This window comes from Shinella sedimenti, assembly GCF_022601905.1.
Lineage (GTDB): Bacteria > Pseudomonadota > Alphaproteobacteria > Rhizobiales > Rhizobiaceae > Shinella > Shinella sedimenti.
In genome coordinates this window covers 317,591-333,724 of the sequence record NZ_JAKVIN010000001.1, presented here as the reverse complement: position 1 = coordinate 333,724, position 16,134 = coordinate 317,591, and the positions used below count along the sequence as shown (strand labels likewise).

The following is a 16,134-nucleotide window of genomic DNA, read 5'->3' as shown; positions in this document are numbered from 1 at the left end:
CCGCGGCGAAAAGCCGTGGGCGAAGGCGCGGGAATCGCTGGACATTCACACCCTGTCGCGCCATAAGCAGAGAAAATATCAGTCTCGGGCCGTGTTTCGGCATGGCCCTGCCAAGGACGCCAGCCATGAGCCTTCTCACGCAGATATTCACTTGGTGGAACGGTCAGACGATCGGCACCCGCTTTCACACCTGGCGCTTCGGCACGAAGGTTGGGCAGGACGAGTTCGGCAACGTCTATTTTCAGGGTGGCAAGGACTCCGAAGGCCGCACGCGCCGCTGGGTGATCTACAATGGCTATGCCGACGCCTCCGCCATTCCGGCCGGCTGGCACGGCTGGATGCATCACCGCACCGACGTTTCGCCCGCAGACGAGGACTACAAGCCGCGCGAATGGCAAAAGACGCATCGCGCCAATCCGACCGGTACGTCCGAAGCCTACCGTCCGCCGGGTTCGCTTGCCGCGACCGGTGAGCGTCCGCGCGTCACGGGCGACTATGACGCCTGGACGCCGGGTAACTGATACCGATTTGGCCACATTTCGCCGGTAGCCCGAAGCGGCCGGCGAATGCCGGCACAGATCGCAGGAGACGGCTTTCATGACATCAGGTTTTTTGCGGATAGGCGCCGGCAGTCGGTTCCTTTCGGTCATGCTGGCTACGGTGGCAGTCGGATTTGCCCTTGCGGCGGTCTCGGCCGAGGCGGCCCGTATCGAGAACCCGGTTGCCGTCTTCTCCGGCATCGACAAGATTACCGGCCGCATTACCAGTTTCGATGTCTATATCGGCGAGACCGTCCAGTTCGGCGCCCTCCAGGTGACACCGAAGGTCTGTTACAGCCGCGACGATACAGAAGCGCAGAAGATCACCTCTTTCGTCGAAGTCGACGAAATCACGCTTGACCGCAAGATCCGCCGTATCTTTACGGGCTGGATGTTTGCCGACAGCCCCGGCCTCAACGCCGTAGAGCACCCCGTTTATGACGTCTGGCTCACCGAATGCAAGGCGAAGTCCGATGTGCCGCCGCCAGACGATTCCGAAGCGAAGGCGCAGTAAAGGCCCCGTTCGCGACGGTGGATCCTAAGCTAAGTGCAAGGATAACGGAGGGGAGGGAGTGTGGCCCGCCTCCGTCAAACGGCTTGGCATGCGGTGCCGTTTCTATGTTTGTGCTTATCTTCTGGCGTCATCCTCGGACTTGAGCCGAGAATTCATGCCCTCACCGCAAAATTCATCGTCTCAAAACGGCAGGTGTGGCGAGGCGAGAGCGTTCGCCAGCATGTCCTCATAGTCGATTTTCGGCACGTCGATCGCTCCGAACGTCTTGAGATGATCGGTGGTAAACTGCGTGTCGAGCAGGCGAAAGCTGTTCGCCTTCAGGCGCTCGACGAGATGGACGAGGCAGATTTTGGAGGCGTTTGTCCGGCGCGAGAACATGCTCTCGCCGAAGAAGGCGGCGCCGAGCGACACGCCGTAGAGCCCGCCGACGAGCTGGTCACCTTCCCATGCCTCGACCGAATGGGCGTGGCCCATGCGATGCAACGTGCCGTACAGCGACTTGATCTTTGCGTTGATCCAGGTTGACGGCCGATCCGGCGCGGCCTGTGCGCAAGCCGCGACCACGGCGTCGAAGGCGGTGTCGAAACGAATGTCGAAGGGCTTCTGGCGGATAACCTTGGCGAGGCTGCGCGAGACGTGGAACCCGTCAAGCGGGATGACTCCCCGCACATCCGGCTCGACCCAGAATAGCTCCGGGTCATCGGCCGAATCGGCCATCGGGAAGAGCCCGATGGAATAGGCGCGCAGCAGAAGTTCCGGCGTTATTTCCGGGTTGCCGCCGCGACGCCTTGCCATTGCCCGACGCCTCTCAGGCGTCGGTCGTGCTGGCCAGGTAATTTTCCAGCCAGTGGATGTCGTAGTCGCCGTTGGCGATGTCCTGGTTGCCGATGAGGTCCTGGAACAGCGGCAGCGTCGTCTTGATCCCGTCGATGACGAACTCGTCGAGCACGCGGCGCAGGCGCATCATGCATTCGACACGCGTGCGACCGTGCACGATGAGCTTGCCGATCAGGCTGTCGTAGTAGGGCGGGATCTTGTAGCCCTGATAAGCACCCGAATCGACGCGCACGCCAAGACCGCCGGGCGCATGGAAATGCGTAATCGTGCCCGGGGAGGGAACAAAGGTGCGCGGGTCCTCGGCATTGATTCGGCACTCGATGGCATGGCCTGAGAAGACGATGTCTTCCTGTGTGACGGACAGGCCGGCGCCGGAAGCGACGCGGATCTGTTCATGCACGAGGTCGATGCCGGTGATCGCTTCCGTGATAGGGTGTTCCACCTGGAGGCGCGTGTTCATTTCGATGAAATAGAACTCGCCGTTCTCGTAGAGGAATTCGACCGTGCCGGCACCGCGATACTTCAGCTTCTTCATGGCGTCTGCGCAGACCTGGCCGATCTTCATGCGCTGTTCGACATTGAGTGCCGGGGAGTTGGCTTCTTCCCAGACCTTCTGGTGGCGCCGCTGCAGCGAGCAGTCACGCTCTCCGAGATGCACCGCATTGCCCATGCCGTCGCCGACCACCTGGATTTCGATGTGGCGCGGCTTGCCGAGATACTTTTCCATGTAGACGGCGTCGTTGCCGAAGGCGGCGAGCGCCTCCGAACGTGCCGTGGAGACGGCTTCCTCGAGATCAGCCTCGGTCTTGGCGACCTTCATGCCGCGACCACCGCCGCCGGCAGTGGCCTTGATGAGCACGGGGAAGCCGATCTTGCGGGCGACTTCCAGCGCGTTCTCCGGCTTCACCTCGCCGTCGGAACCGGGAACGACGGGAATGCCGAGTTCCTGCGCCGTCTGTTTGGCGGTGATCTTGTCACCCATGATGCGGATATGTTCAGCCGTCGGGCCGATGAAGGTAATGCCATGCGCGTCGAGAATCTCGGCGAACTTGGCATTCTCCGACAGGAAGCCGTAGCCCGGATGCACGGCGTCGGCGCCGGTGATCTCGCAGGCGGCGACGATCTGGTGGATGTTGAGGTAGCTTTCGCGCGACGGCGGCGGGCCGATGCACACGCTTTCGTCAGCGAGGCGCACATGCATGGCATCGGCGTCAGCCGTGGAATGCACGGCGACCGTCGCAATGCCGAGCTCCTTGCAGGCCCGAAGGACCCGGAGGGCGATTTCGCCGCGGTTGGCAATGAGGACTTTGGAGATCATGGGACCCGCCTTATTCGATGACGATCAGCGGTTCGCCATATTCTACCGGGCTTGCATCCTGAACGAGGATTTCGGTGATCTTGCCCGAACGCGGCGCCGGAATCTGGTTCATCGTCTTCATCGCTTCGATGATGAGAATGGTCTGGCCTTCCTTGACCGTCGCGCCGACTTCGATGAAGGGGCGGGCGCCCGGGGCGGGAGAGAGGTAAGCCGTGCCGACCATCGGCGCCGTGACGGCGTTCTTGTTGTTGCGCGCGTCGGCCGCGGGGGCGACGGCGGCGCTCACAGCCGGGGCGGCAACGGGAGCCGGAGCGGCCATCGGCGCCTGGACATATTGCGGCGTTCCGGCGCGCGAGACGCGGATGCGCAGTTCATCCTGCTCCACTTCGATCTCGGTCAGGTCCGTCTCGTTGAGGATATTGGCGAGATCGCGGATCAGGGCCTGATCGATGCCGTTTTTCTTGTCAGCCATGGGAATGAGCCTCTGGTTCTTCTTATTTCGTGATGGATGAAAGCGCATGGAGCGCCAGGACGTAGCTCTGCGCACCGAAACCGCAGATCACGCCCTTCACGGCGGGTGCGATCATCGATTTGTGGCGGAAGTCTTCGCGGGCATGCACATTGGAAAGGTGCAGCTCGACCACCGGTGTCTTCACGGCGCGGATCGCATCGTGAAGCGCAATCGAGGTATGCGTGTAGGCGCCGGCATTGATCGCGACGCCGGCGGCGACATCGCCGGCCTCGTGAACCCAGTCGACAAGGTCGCCTTCATGGTTGGACTGGCGGAAATCGACGGCAAAGCCCAGCTTCTCGCCTTCGGCCCTGCACAGCGCCTCGATATCGGCAAGCGTCTGGCCGCCATAAATGCCGGGCTCGCGTTTGCCGAGTGCGTTCAGGTTGGGGCCGTTGAGCACGAAAAGTATTGAAGCCATTCGAAATTCCGCATTCTGGATGGAGGATTACCTATAGACCGGCGGTCTGCGCAGGGAAAGCCCCAAGGCGCGGGCTTTCCCGGTCGAAGGGACGTGTCCACAAGCGGTTTGGCTCCAACACGGCCAGCATGGCAGGAAGATGGCGGCTGTCAGCAGCTCGCCTTTCCGCAGGCGCGGACATTGGCGATCTTTTCGCGCAGGTCGTCCGATCCGACGGCGCCGAAGACCATTTCCTCACCCACGACATAGGAGGGGGTGCCGGTAATGCCGAGGTCGTTGGCCAGCGAATAGGCCTGGCGCACCGCATCGTCATGCGGCTTCTCGGTCATCGTCTTGCGGACATCTGCTTCGGGAATGCCGAGGCTACCGGCGAGCGCTATGGCGCTTTCCTCCGTCGCGCGGCCTTCGCCGCCCAGCAGCGTGCGGTGGAATTCGCCGTACTTTTCAGGTGCAAGATCGCGCACGGCGGCACTGACCTTATGGGCGGCCAGCGAATCGGGACCGAGGATTGGAAGTTCCTTCAGGACGAAGCGGACATTCTTGTCGTCCTTCAGGATCTCTTCCATGTCGGAGAGGGCGCGCTTGCAGTAGCCGCAATTGTAATCGAAGAACTCGACGATCGTCACATCGCCCTTGGGATTGCCGAGCGCGATATCGTAGGGCGAGTTATAGATCGCCTTCGTATTGTCGGTGATCGCGGACTGTGCCTTTGCCTGCTGCTGCTCTTCCTGCTTCTTCTGCAGGGCTTCCTGCGCTTCGAGGAGGACTTCGGGGTTTTCGATCAGGTACTCCTTGATGAAGTCGCCGATTTCCTTCTTCTGCGCACCGTCGAGGGCAAGCGCCGGAAGGGGGGCCGCGACCGCAAGTGTAAGGGCTACGGTGGCCGCGAGCTTCGTCTTGAAAGTCATGTCTGTCCTGTCCTCGTCGTGATGCGCAGCAGAAGTGCCATTGGCCGCACCGGCGCGTCAATGCGCGCGCGGCCACTTTCAACGACCTTATGGGCGCGGTGAAGCAAACGACAGGTAAAAAGCGGCGGATTTTCGGCCCTCGCGGGATTGTGAATGTCGGCGTCTTGCGGCAGGAAGGCCGCAGTCAGGAAGCAAAAGGCAACCTCATGAAGCTCTCCGCACGCGGCGCCGTCGAACCATTCCATGCCATGGATGTCCTTGCCGAGGCGACAAAGCGGCGCGCCGCCGGCCGGCCCGTCATTTCCATGGCGGTCGGCCAGCCCGTCCACCCTGCGCCGCACGCCGCGCGAGAGGCCGCGCGCCGCGCTCTCGACGTGGGCCGCATCGGCTATACGGACGCGCTCGGCCTTCTGTCTCTGCGCAGCGCCATTGCGGATTTCTATCAGCGCCGCCACGGCGTGACGGTCGATCCCGCCCGCATCGCCATCACCACGGGCTCCTCCGCCGGTTTCAATCTGGCCTTCCTTGCGCTGTTCGATGCCGGTGATCGCGTCGCCATCGCACGCCCTGGCTATCCGGCCTACCGCAACATTCTCGCAGCACTCGGTATCGAGACGGTGGAAATCGAGGTGAATGCGGAAAACGGCTTCACCCTGACACCGGAGGCGTTGGAGGCCGCGGCGTCCGCGCGCGGACGTATCGATGGCGTGCTCCTGGCAAGCCCGGCAAACCCGACCGGCACCGTGACGGGCCGGGCCAATCTCGCCGCCCTGTCCGCATATTGCCGCGACAACGGCATCGCCTTCATCTCGGACGAGATCTATCACGGGCTGACCTTTGTCGGCGAGGAGGCGACGGCGCTGCAATTCGGCGAGGATGCAGTCATCATCAACTCGTTCTCGAAATATTATTGCATGACCGGCTGGCGCATCGGCTGGATGGTGCTGCCCACGGCGCTGGCGCGCCCCGTCGAGCGTATTGCGCAAAGTCTCTATATCTCGGCGCCGGAACTGTCGCAGATCGCGGCGGAAGCAGCGCTGGGGGCTGAGGCCGAGCTGAATGTCTATCGCGATGCCTACCGTGTGAACCGAGATTTCCTGGTGAAGCGCCTGCCCGAGATCGGCTTTTCCATCGCGTCACCCATGGACGGCGCATTCTACGCCTATGTGGATGTGAGTCGCTTTACCAATGACAGCATGGCTTTCGCACGCCGCATGCTGGCCGAAACCGATGTGGCCGCCACGCCCGGCATCGACTTCGATCCACGGGACGGCAACCACACCATGCGCTTCTCCTATGCCGGTGCGTTTGAGGAGATGAGCGAGGCGGTCGACCGCCTCGCGCGTTGGCTGGCCTGATGGGGTAAAGCGATTCTGCTTCAGGGACTTGCTGTGATCCGCGGACTCTATCTTTCAAGCACCTGAATCGTTTTCTCAGATGCGGTTGATCGACACGCCGCCGTCCACCAGCATTGCCGTACCGGTCATGAAGCTGGCCGCATCCGAGCACAGGAAGAGTGCGGCTTCAGCAATTTCTTCCGGAGCGGCAATGCGCTTGAAGACATTGAGCCCAGCAACGAAATCCAACGCCTCCGGCGTATTGGCGACGTGGCGCCCCATCGGCGTATCGGTCGCGCCGGGCAGGAGCGCGTTCACACGAATGCCCTTCTGACCGTACTCCGAAGCGAGAACCTGGGTGAGGCCGACGAGGCCGGATTTCGAGGCGGCATAGGCCGCCAGCCCCGGAAAGCCCGCGGTGTAGCCGACAAATGTCGAGGTGAAGACGATGGAGCCGCCCCCGCGAACCTCCATCGCCAGCAACTGATGCTTCGCCGCAAGAAAACCGCTCGTGAGATTGACGTTGACGACGGCCTGCCAGTCCGCGAGCGAAAGCGCGGGAAGCGCACCGACGGGCCCGGTGGTGCCGGCATTGTTGAAGGCGATATCGAGGCCGCCGAATTCCGCCTGCGCCGCGGCGACGAGAGCCTCGTGGTGCGCCTCCTCGCCGACATCGCCGGATAGCGCGATCGCCGTGCCGCCCTGTGCGCGGATGTCCTGCGCGACGGCCTCGAGCCGTTCACGGCCGCGAGCGGAAAGAACGAGGCTCGCGCCCTCACGGGCGAAAAGCAATGCGGCGGCGCGGCCGATGCCCGAACTGGCCCCGGTGATGATGGCGACCTTGCCGGAAAGGCGTGTCATGGAATGTCTCCTTGCTATGTCCAAGGACATCCGTGTCGCAGACGACAGGCCGGGCAACCACCCGATTCCGGCGCGAGCCCCCGAGAACGAAAAAGGCCCGGTCGAAACCGGGCCTTCTGAAATCAAGATTGTCCAAGGGTTCTCAGAAGAACCCGCGGCGCTGCCACCAGCCACCCTTCTTGGGCTTGTCGGCCTCGTTGTCCGAAGGCGTCTCCTTGGCGGTGGACGACTTCACGACGGGCTCCGACGCGATCTTGTTGATATCGCGGTTGGCGCGGGTCGGCTTGGCGGGCGCATCGAGGTCTTCGGAGGCCTCTTCGACTTCCGGCTCCGCAGGCGCTTCCGCCTCTTCAGTCACGGCAGCCGGCTGCGCTTCGATCTCGCTGCGGGCAGCCTCGTCGGTCACGGCCTCTTCCTTGGCCTTGGCGCGGCTGCGGCGTGCCCGCTTGGGCTTGGCCGATGCGTCCTCGGCTGCAACCTCGGCCGGAGTTTCCTCGACGGGGGCGGCGACTTCGGTCACGTCGACCTCGACGGCTGCGACCTCTTCGGCCTCGCCTTCGCTGTCATCGCCATCCTCGTCGGAACCATCGGCCGAAGCCTCGACGCTGCCGTCTTCCGGACGGTTGCGACGGCCACCGCGCTTGCCGCGGCGGCGGCGCTTGCGGCGGTCCGAACCGTCTTCGGAAGACTGGTCGGCCTTGGCGGCTTCCGCGCCCTCAAGGCCCTCGGCGTCACCTTCCGCGTCGTCGTCATCCAGTGCGTCTTCGTCGCCGGCCTGTTCGCCGCCGAAGGAGGCGGTATCGGCACCGTCGCCGTTTTCACGGCCACGACCGCGACGACGGCGGCGACGCTTGCGCTTGCGGCCGTTTTCATCGGATGCGGAGGACTGGCTCGCCGCGGCGGTTGCGGCCGGGCGTGCTGCTTCTTCCTCTTCCTCGTCGATCTCGTCTTCGATCACGACGTCATCGTCTTCGGGTTCCGGCTCGAAATGCAGGATCTGCTCGATCTTGACCGGGTTCTCGACGGGCTCGCCACGGTCGATCGCGAAATGCTGCGCGCCGACATGGGCATCTGCATCGATGAGGATCGCCACACCGAAGCGGCCTTCATAGTCGATGATCGTGCCGCGCTTGTGGTTGAGCAGGTAGAGCGCGATATCGGGCGTGGTGCGCACCGTGATGTTGTGCGTGGTATTCTTGAGGAGATATTCCTCGATGCCACGCAGGACATGCAGCGCCACGGACGATTGCGAGCGGATATGGCCCGTGCCGTTGCAGTGCGGGCAGGTCTGCATGGTCGATTCGAGAACCGAAGCGCGGATGCGCTGGCGCGACATTTCGAGCAGGCCGAAATGCGAGATGCGGCCGACCTGGATGCGTGCGCGGTCGTTCTTGAGGTGATCCTTCAGGCGCTTCTCGACGGCCCGGTTGTTGCGCTTCTCCTCCATGTCGATGAAGTCGATGACGACGAGGCCGGCAAGGTCGCGCAGGCGCAGCTGACGTGCCACTTCTTCCGCTGCTTCCAGGTTCGTCTGGAGCGCGGTCTCCTCGATGGAGTGCTCGCGAGTCGAGCGGCCGGAGTTGACGTCGATCGAAACGAGCGCTTCGGTCTGGTTGATGATGATGTAGCCGCCGGACTTCAGTGTGACCTGCGGCTGCAGCATGCGGTCGAGCTGGGCTTCGATGCCCGAGCGCGAGAAGATCGGATGCACATCGCGATAAGGCTGAACGACCTTCGCGTGGCTCGGCATCAGCATCTTCATGAAGGCTTTCGCTTCGCGGTAGCCTTCTTCGCCGGCAACGACGATCTCGCTGATATCCTTGTTGTAGAGGTCGCGGATCGAGCGCTTGATCAGCGAGCCCTCCTCATAGACGAGGCAGGGCGCCGTGGAGGCGAGCGTCAGCGTGCGGACGTTTTCCCAAAGGCGCATCAGATATTCGAAGTCGCGCTTGACCTCGACGCGGGTGCGGTTGGCACCGGCCGTGCGCAGGATGACGCCCATGCCCTGCGGAACTTCGAGGTCGCGGGCGATTTCCTTCAGGCGCTTGCGATCCTGCAGGTTGGTGATCTTGCGGGAAATGCCGCCGCCGCGCGCCGTGTTCGGCATCAGCACCGAGTAACGGCCTGCAAGCGACAGGTAGGTGGTGAGAGCAGCGCCCTTGTTGCCGCGCTCTTCCTTGGCGACCTGCACGAGCAGGATCTGGCGGCGCTTGATGACTTCCTGGATGCGGTACTGCTTGCGCGGCTTGCGGCTCACGCGGTCCGGAACCTCTTCCATGGCGTCTTCGGCGCCGACGGATTCGATGACTTCCTTCTCTTCGCCGTTATGATCGTCGTCATCGTCGTCATCTTCACGATGGCGGCGGCCGCGTTTGCGCTCGGCAGGCTCGGATACTTCGTCCGTATCGACCGCCATGGCCATGGCGCCGCCCGGGGTCTCGTCGTCGCTGCCTTCGGACGGCGCGGCTTCCTCGGCGGCCGGAGCCTCCTCGGCCTTCGCCTTGGCCTTGCGGGGACGGCGCGCCTTCTTCGGCTTTTCGGCGGGAACTTCGGGCTCTGCGGCGAGATCGGCCGATGCCTCGACAACTTCCGGCTCGGCGGCGGGCTCGGCCTGGACTTCCTCGACGGCTTCTACCGCTTCGGCTTCCACGGCTTCCACAGCTTCGATGGTATCGGCAACCGATTCATTGTCGCTGGCGCCGGAAGTGCGCGGGGCGGTCTCGACCGGCTCGATGTCGTCATCGCGGCGGTGATCCTCGGCTTCGGCCCTCAGCAGCGCCTGACGGTCGGCGAGCGGGATCTGGTAATAGTCGGGGTGGATTTCGGCGAAAGCCAGGAAGCCATGGCGGTTGCCGCCGTAGTCGACGAAAGCGGCCTGGAGCGAGGGCTCCACGCGCGTCACCTTGGCAAGGTAGATATTGCCGCGGATCTGTTTCTTGTGTTCGGATTCGAAGTCGAACTCTTCTATGCGGTTCCCGCGTACAACGACAACCCGCGTCTCCTCGGAGTGAGACGCGTCGATAAGCATTTTCTCTGCCATTTAAATTGTGCTCCTCGGCGCAGCCGCAATCCTGGCGGCGAGCTTTTCCCTGAAGGGAACGAGCCGGGGGAGGAGAGGGATGCGCCGGATAAGTAAAGTCTCGTCGGGCCCCGGTGAGGGGTAAGCGGACGAGGGGAGGCCGGCACGCGAGCGTCCCGTTGCCTGTTACCCTCTGAATGAATCCGCCGTGACAACATCAACGTCCAACGAGAATGCCAGTGCCATAGACCTATTCGGTCCGATGAAATGCCCTTTGGTAAGGGCGAGCGGTGGATACCCACCTTGACTGTTCCGGCCACCGCCGGTTTACGCGATCTAATCGGCCGGGAAAAAGGTTTGCGACGGCGGATGAAGGCCCGGTTCGGCGCCAAGTTCCGATGGATTGGCTGCCTGCTCTAAGCGATTCTATCCCGTCTGTTCTTTCTCCCTGATTTTGCTTTTATGGCGGATATGTCACAATGGCAAGGGAAAAGCCCTGTTGTCATAATCTTGATGAAATTGCCGGTCTGTGTGCGCGCTTGCAGCGTATGCCCGGGATGGCAAGGTTTGATTAACCATATGATAGCATCTATAGGCCTCGTCCTGCACCGCACCGCGCGGTTTTCACGCGTTTGAACGGACTGCCAGTGGTGATGCCAAGCTCCCTGAACGACAGATTTTTCCGCTTTGCCTGCCGCCTGCTTCTGGCCGCGCTGATGCTTTGCGCGCCTGCCGCTGCATTCGCTGCCTCCGCGGATGCAGCGCCGCTTCTCGCCTTTGCCGCTCGAATTGCCGGTGATGACGCGCGCACCCGCCTGATCATCGATTTCGACCGCAAGCCCGATTTCGAGGTGCACTACGTCGCCAATCCCTACCGTATCCTCATCGACCTGCCGCAGACGGATTTCGGCATCAAGGCGGAGGAGCTAGAGGCGCGCGGCATCTTCACGGATATCCGCTACGGTGCGATGGCCGCGGGCCGCTCCCGCATCGTTCTGACGGCCACCCGCCCGGTCGGCGTGGCGCTGGCCGAGGTGCAGCAGGAGGAGGGGGCATCCAGCCACCGACTGGTCATCGACGCGGCCATCGTCACCGAGACGGTCTTTCAAACGCAGATGGAAAAGCAGAGCTGGAAGGAAGTGTCCGCGCCGGCCGGCGGCGACGTGCCGGTCCAGCTGCCCGGTAGCAAGTCCGACGGCCCTTTCGTCATCGCGGTCGACGCCGGTCACGGCGGCATCGATAACGGCGCTCGCGGCGGCGTCACCAAGATGGAGGAGAAGCATGTCACGCTCGCTTTCGCCAGGCAGCTGGCCGAAGCGCTGAACGCGCTGCCCGATACGCGCGCCATCCTGACGCGGAACAAGGATGAGTTCCTTTCGCTCTCGCAACGCGTGCAGCTTGCGCGCAGTGAAGGCGCAAACCTCCTCATCTCCATCCACGCCGATACGCTGCGACAGAAGGATATCCGCGGCGCCACGGTCTATACGATCTCCGACAAGGCCTCCGACAGCCTTGCGGCAAGTCTTGCAGAGCGCGAAAACCTGTCCGACCAGATTGCCGGCATCGCCTTCGTCGATGAACCCGCTGAGGTCGCCGACATTCTACTCGACCTAACGCGGCGCGAGACGCAGGCCTTCTCCATCAGCCTCGCGCAGAGTGTCGTCGGCAAGTTCAAGGACCAGGTCCTGCTCATCAACAACCCGCACCGGCACGCCGGTTTTCGCGTGCTGACGGCGCCGGACGTGCCGTCGATCCTGCTCGAACTCGGCTTCATGTCGAACAAGGAGGACGAGCAGCTTCTGACGGATCCGGCATGGCAGAAGAAGGTCGCCGGCCTCATCGCCGAGGCTGTGAAGGATTATCGCACCACCGTCGCTTCCAACGGCGGTTAAGCCTTTCGTGCGATAGTCAAGGCGCGGCCATTCGCAATATGCTAATCTGCCCGCTGTGCCGGAAAAGTGACAACGGTCGCCAATGTGCGGTGGTGAAGCGGTCGAGCATGCTGTAAAGCCCTATTTTCCTCACATTCCGATCGCTAGACGGGTTCGAGAAAATTGGGGCGTGACTCGTCTTCAGAGTACCGGCGTGACGCATGTCGTCATGTCGGTTGAGAACCGGGCGGCAGGTCCGCGCGATGAAATTATAAAGACATAAGGCATCGGTAACTGGCTCATGATCAGACTGATTGGATATTTCTTCGGGATTGGCGCCGTCTTCTTCCTCGTCGTGGCAGGCGCGGTCGCCCTTTATCTCGGAAGTGTCACCAAGGATCTTCCCGATTATGAGGTCTTGAACAGCTACGCACCGCCGGTGACAACGCGTGTTCACGCCGGCAATGGCGCGCTGATGGCGGAATATGCGCGCGAACGCCGTCTCTACCTACCCATCCAGGCCATTCCCGACCGGGTGAAGGCTGCTTTCCTGTCTGCGGAAGACAAGAATTTCTATCAGCATCCGGGCGTCGACGTGACCGGCCTGTTCCGCGCCATCGTCGTCAATCTCCAGAACATGGGCTCGGGCCGCCGTCCTGTCGGTGCGTCGACGATAACGCAGCAGGTCGCCAAAAACTTCCTGCTCTCGTCCGACCAGACGATAGACCGCAAGGTCAAGGAAGCCATCCTCTCGTTTCGCATCGAGCAGGCCTATTCCAAGGACCGCATTCTCGAACTCTATCTCAACGAGATCTTCTTCGGCCTGAATTCCTACGGCATCGCCGGCGCCGCACTCACCTATTTCGACAAGTCCGTCACGGAGCTGACGATCGCCGAGACCGCCTATCTCGCCGCGCTGCCCAAGGGCCCGTCGAACTACCATCCGTTCCGCAGGACCGAGGCCGCGCTTGAGCGCCGCAACTGGGTCATCGACCGCATGGTTGAGAATGGCTACATTACCCAGACCGACGGCGCCGACGCCAAGACCCAGCCGCTCGGCGTAACGCCGCGCCACCGCGGTACCTATCTCTTTGCCTCCGACTACTTCTCCGAAGAGGTCCGCCGCCAGATCATCGAGCGTTACGGCGACAATGCGCTGTACGAAGGCGGTCTATCGGTACGCACATCGCTGGATCCGCGCATCCAGGTCGCTGCGCGCAAGGCGCTGCAGCACGGCCTGATCAGCTATGACGAACGTCGCGGTTTCCACGGCCCGATCAAGACCATCCAGATCGGTGGTGACTGGGGCGTGGAGCTCGCCAAGGTCGATGCCTTCTCCGATGTACCGGAATGGAAGCTCGCCGTCGTGCTGTCTGCTGACGATAGCGGCGCCGATATCGGCCTCCAGCCGGGCAAGGACGCCTCCGGCAAGGTCGTCGAGCAGCGTGTGACCGGCCGCATTGCAGCCAAGAGCATGACCTGGGCCTATCGTTCCGCCAAGGGAGACCGCAAGACGGCGAAATCGCCGGCGGGCGTGCTTGAGGTTGGTGATGTCGTCTATGTCGAGCCGACCGACGATGGCGGCTACCGCCTGCGTCAGCCGCCCAAGGTGCAGGGCGGCCTCGTCGCCATGGATCCGCATACGGGCCGCGTGCTCGCCATGGTCGGTGGCTTCTCCTACGGTCAGTCGGAATTCAACCGCGCCACCCAGGCGATGCGCCAGCCCGGCTCCTCCTTCAAGCCGTTCGTCTACGCTGCCGCGCTCGACAATGGTTATACGCCGGCGTCGGTGATCATGGATGCGCCGTTCGAGATGGTTGCCGGCGGTCAGGTGTGGCGTCCGCAGAACTACGGCGGCGGCTCGGCCGGCCCGTCGACGCTGCGCCTTGGCATCGAGCGCTCGCGCAACCTGATGACCGTTCGCCTTGCCAACGACATGGGCATGAATCTCGTTGCCGAATACGCCGAGCGCTTCGGTATCTATGACAAGATGCTGCCGGTTCTGGCCATGTCGCTCGGCTCCGGCGAGACGACCGTTCTGCGCATGGTCTCAGCCTATGCGGTGCTGGCAAATGGCGGCAAGCAGATCAAGCCGTCGCTAATCGACCGTATTCAGGACCGCTACGGCAAGACGATCTTCCGCCACGAAGAGCGCACCTGCGAAAACTGCAACGCCAATGACTGGGAAAACCAGGCCGAGCCCGAGCTTGTCGACAATCGCGAGCAGGTTCTCGACCCGATGACCGCCTACCAGATCACCTCGATGATGGAAGGCGTCATCACGCGCGGCACCGCCGCCGGCAAGATCAAGCTCGACCGTCCGGTCGCCGGCAAGACCGGCACGACCAACGATGAGAAGGATGCCTGGTTCGTCGGCTATACGCCGGATCTCGTGGCCGGCCTCTATATCGGTTTCGACAGCCCGGCGCCCATGGGCCGCGGCGCAACCGGCGGCTCGCTGTCTTCGCCGATCTTCAACGAGTTCATGCAGGCCGCGATCGAAGGTACGCGTCCCACGAAGTTCATCGTGCCCGAGGGCATGCAGTTCATCGCCGTCAACCGAAAGACCGGCATGCAGGCCTATGAAGGCGAGCCCGATACCATCATGGAGGCCTTCAAGCCCGGCACTGGCCCGGCCGATGTGTTCTCCGTCATCGGAGGCGACGAATACGCCACGCCGGAGGAAATCCTGAAGAGCTCGCCGCAGGCGAACCAGGCCGTGACGGGCGGCAGCGGCGGCCTGTTCTGATCCATATCGCATCCCTATTAGGGCGGGCGCGGGGGTTTACATCCGCGCCCGCCCTCTCTATTTCGGGGCCACCGAAACACGAGCATTGAAGAAACGGACATGCGCGCGGAAATCGAGAATATTGTCGACGAAATCAAGCAGGCCATAAGCCTGCTGAGGAGGCATCTTTGACTGGGATCAGGCGGTAAGACGACTGGACTGGTTGAATAACAAGGCAGAGGATCCCAACCTCTGGAACGACGCCCAGGAAGCCCAGAAGCTGATGCGCGAACGCCAGCAGCTGGACGAGAGCATCAACGCCGTGAGGGCCATCGAGCAGCAGCTTCGTGACAATATCGAGCTGATCGAGCTCGGCGAGGAAGAGGGCGATGCCTCCATCGTCAGCGAAGCCGAGGAGGCATTGAAGGCTGTCAAGGTCGAGGCCGCGCGCAAGCAGGTCGAGGCCATGCTTTCGGGCGAGGCCGACACGAACGACACCTATCTCGAAGTGCATTCGGGCGCAGGCGGCACGGAAAGCCAGGATTGGGCGAACATGCTTCTGCGCATGTACACGCGCTGGGCGGAACGTTCGGGCTACAAGGTCGAGCTTCTGGAAATCCATGACGGCGAAGAGGCCGGCATCAAGTCCGCCACGCTGCTCGTCAAGGGGCACAACGCCTATGGCTGGCTGAAGACGGAATCGGGCGTGCATCGCCTCGTGCGCATCTCGCCCTATGACAGCAACGCGCGGCGCCATACCTCCTTCTCCTCGATCTGGGTCTATCCGGTCGTGGACGACTCGATCAACATCGAGGTCAACGAAAGCGACTGCCGGATCGATACCTACCGTTCGTCCGGCGCCGGCGGCCAGCACGTCAACACGACCGATTCGGCCGTGCGCATCACGCACATTCCGACCGGCATCGTGGTGGCCTGCCAGCAGGAGCGTTCGCAGCACAAGAACCGCGCCAAGGCGTGGGACATGCTGCGCGCACGCCTGTACGAGGCCGAGCTGAAGAAGCGCGAGGACGCCGCCAATGCCGAGGCCGCTTCCAAGACGGATATCGGCTGGGGGCACCAGATCCGCTCCTATGTCCTCCAACCTTACCAGCTGGTGAAGGATCTCAGGACCGGCGTCGAAAGCACGGCACCGTCCGACGTGCTCGACGGCGAACTCGATGAGTTCATGGAGGCCGCGCTGGCACACCGTGTGAACGGCGGCAGTGACGCCGTGGTCGACGACCTGAACTGATACCTACAGACCTGTTAG

General features: G+C 62.7%; 14 protein-coding genes. 6 read left to right on the top strand and 8 right to left on the bottom strand.

Translation table 11 applies throughout. From position 1 onward, the window contains the following. The first annotated feature begins 125 nt into the window (after positions 1-125). Both MKI86_RS01715 and MKI86_RS01710 read left to right on the top strand, forming a co-directional pair. Positions 126-521 carry an NADH:ubiquinone oxidoreductase subunit NDUFA12 gene (locus tag MKI86_RS01715; RefSeq protein WP_241596286.1) on the top strand — a complete coding sequence of 132 codons (396 nt, stop codon included), beginning with the start codon at positions 126-128 and terminating at the stop codon, positions 519-521. Positions 522-648: 127 nt separating this feature from the next. Beyond that, positions 649-1,053: a DUF2155 domain-containing protein gene (locus MKI86_RS01710; RefSeq protein WP_241597760.1), complete on the top strand. Its 405-nt coding sequence runs from the start codon at positions 649-651 to the stop codon at positions 1,051-1,053. 180 nt (positions 1,054-1,233) lie between these two features. Here MKI86_RS01710 and aat read toward each other — a convergent pair whose 3' ends face one another. The 6 genes from aat to MKI86_RS01680 form a co-directional block, all read right to left on the bottom strand. Beyond that, entirely contained in the window at positions 1,234-1,848 is a 615-nt protein-coding gene (aat, locus tag MKI86_RS01705; protein ID WP_241596283.1) for a leucyl/phenylalanyl-tRNA--protein transferase, read from the bottom strand. A 13-nt stretch (positions 1,849-1,861) separates the two neighbouring features. Beyond that, complete coding sequence (gene accC, locus MKI86_RS01700) at positions 1,862-3,208, bottom strand: acetyl-CoA carboxylase biotin carboxylase subunit (protein ID WP_241596280.1); 1,347 nt, start codon at positions 3,206-3,208, stop codon at positions 1,862-1,864. Between the two features lie 10 nt (positions 3,209-3,218). Continuing rightward, positions 3,219-3,680 carry an acetyl-CoA carboxylase biotin carboxyl carrier protein gene (gene accB, locus MKI86_RS01695; RefSeq protein ID WP_241596277.1) on the bottom strand — a complete coding sequence of 154 codons (462 nt, stop codon included), beginning with the start codon at positions 3,678-3,680 and terminating at the stop codon, positions 3,219-3,221. Positions 3,681-3,702: 22 nt separating this feature from the next. Beyond that, a complete protein-coding gene (gene aroQ, locus MKI86_RS01690) occupies positions 3,703-4,140 on the bottom strand; it encodes a type II 3-dehydroquinate dehydratase (protein ID WP_241596274.1) in 438 nt (145 codons plus the stop codon). A gap of 149 nt (positions 4,141-4,289) precedes the next feature. Continuing rightward, positions 4,290-5,048 carry a DsbA family protein gene (locus MKI86_RS01685; protein WP_241596270.1) on the bottom strand — a complete coding sequence of 253 codons (759 nt, stop codon included), beginning with the start codon at positions 5,046-5,048 and terminating at the stop codon, positions 4,290-4,292. Further along, complete coding sequence (locus MKI86_RS01680; protein ID WP_241596267.1) at positions 5,045-5,293, bottom strand: hypothetical protein; 249 nt, start codon at positions 5,291-5,293, stop codon at positions 5,045-5,047. The genes MKI86_RS01685 and MKI86_RS01680 overlap by 4 nt, the downstream gene beginning before the upstream one ends. Here MKI86_RS01680 and MKI86_RS01675 point away from each other — a divergent pair. Further along, a complete protein-coding gene (locus MKI86_RS01675; protein WP_241596264.1) occupies positions 5,255-6,406 on the top strand; it encodes a pyridoxal phosphate-dependent aminotransferase in 1,152 nt (383 codons plus the stop codon). The genes MKI86_RS01680 and MKI86_RS01675 overlap by 39 nt on opposite strands. Positions 6,407-6,481: 75 nt before the next feature. Here the strand turns inward: MKI86_RS01675 and MKI86_RS01670 are convergent, their stop codons facing one another. Beyond that, a complete protein-coding gene (locus MKI86_RS01670; RefSeq protein WP_241596260.1) occupies positions 6,482-7,246 on the bottom strand; it encodes an SDR family oxidoreductase in 765 nt (254 codons plus the stop codon). A gap of 142 nt (positions 7,247-7,388) precedes the next feature. After that, the gene (locus tag MKI86_RS01665) at positions 7,389-10,286 is read right to left on the bottom strand and encodes an Rne/Rng family ribonuclease (protein WP_241596257.1); all 2,898 of its coding nucleotides are present in this window, start codon (positions 10,284-10,286) and stop codon (positions 7,389-7,391) included. 632 nt (positions 10,287-10,918) lie between these two features. On the opposite strand from MKI86_RS01665, the gene MKI86_RS01660 reads away from it, so the two are divergent. From MKI86_RS01660 to prfB, 3 genes are all read left to right on the top strand, one after another. Further along, a complete protein-coding gene (locus MKI86_RS01660; protein ID WP_370879860.1) occupies positions 10,919-12,157 on the top strand; it encodes an N-acetylmuramoyl-L-alanine amidase in 1,239 nt (412 codons plus the stop codon). A gap of 280 nt (positions 12,158-12,437) precedes the next feature. After that, positions 12,438-14,885: a penicillin-binding protein 1A gene (locus tag MKI86_RS01655; protein WP_241596253.1), complete on the top strand. Its 2,448-nt coding sequence runs from the start codon at positions 12,438-12,440 to the stop codon at positions 14,883-14,885. Between the two features lie 99 nt (positions 14,886-14,984). Beyond that, a protein-coding gene (prfB, locus tag MKI86_RS01650; protein ID WP_241596250.1) for a peptide chain release factor 2 occupies positions 14,985-16,116 on the top strand; the annotation gives its coding sequence in 2 pieces (ribosomal slippage) (positions 14,985-15,053 and positions 15,055-16,116; 1,131 coding nt in all). Positions 16,117-16,134: the final 18 nt, after the last annotated feature.

Coding starts and splice junctions, on each gene's coding strand:
- MKI86_RS01715 (WP_241596286.1), top strand. CDS start 126: ATGAGCCTTCTCACGCAGATATTCACTTGGTGGAACGGTCAGACGATC.
- MKI86_RS01710 (WP_241597760.1), top strand. CDS start 649: ATGCTGGCTACGGTGGCAGTCGGATTTGCCCTTGCGGCGGTCTCGGCC.
- aat (WP_241596283.1), bottom strand. CDS start 1,848: ATGGCAAGGCGTCGCGGCGGCAACCCGGAAATAACGCCGGAACTTCTG.
- accC (WP_241596280.1), bottom strand. CDS start 3,208: ATGATCTCCAAAGTCCTCATTGCCAACCGCGGCGAAATCGCCCTCCGG.
- accB (WP_241596277.1), bottom strand. CDS start 3,680: ATGGCTGACAAGAAAAACGGCATCGATCAGGCCCTGATCCGCGATCTC.
- aroQ (WP_241596274.1), bottom strand. CDS start 4,140: ATGGCTTCAATACTTTTCGTGCTCAACGGCCCCAACCTGAACGCACTC.
- MKI86_RS01685 (WP_241596270.1), bottom strand. CDS start 5,048: ATGACTTTCAAGACGAAGCTCGCGGCCACCGTAGCCCTTACACTTGCG.
- MKI86_RS01675 (WP_241596264.1), top strand. CDS start 5,255: ATGAAGCTCTCCGCACGCGGCGCCGTCGAACCATTCCATGCCATGGAT.
- MKI86_RS01680 (WP_241596267.1), bottom strand. CDS start 5,293: ATGGAATGGTTCGACGGCGCCGCGTGCGGAGAGCTTCATGAGGTTGCC.
- MKI86_RS01670 (WP_241596260.1), bottom strand. CDS start 7,246: ATGACACGCCTTTCCGGCAAGGTCGCCATCATCACCGGGGCCAGTTCG.
- MKI86_RS01665 (WP_241596257.1), bottom strand. CDS start 10,286: ATGGCAGAGAAAATGCTTATCGACGCGTCTCACTCCGAGGAGACGCGG.
- MKI86_RS01660 (WP_370879860.1), top strand. CDS start 10,919: ATGCCAAGCTCCCTGAACGACAGATTTTTCCGCTTTGCCTGCCGCCTG.
- MKI86_RS01655 (WP_241596253.1), top strand. CDS start 12,438: ATGATCAGACTGATTGGATATTTCTTCGGGATTGGCGCCGTCTTCTTC.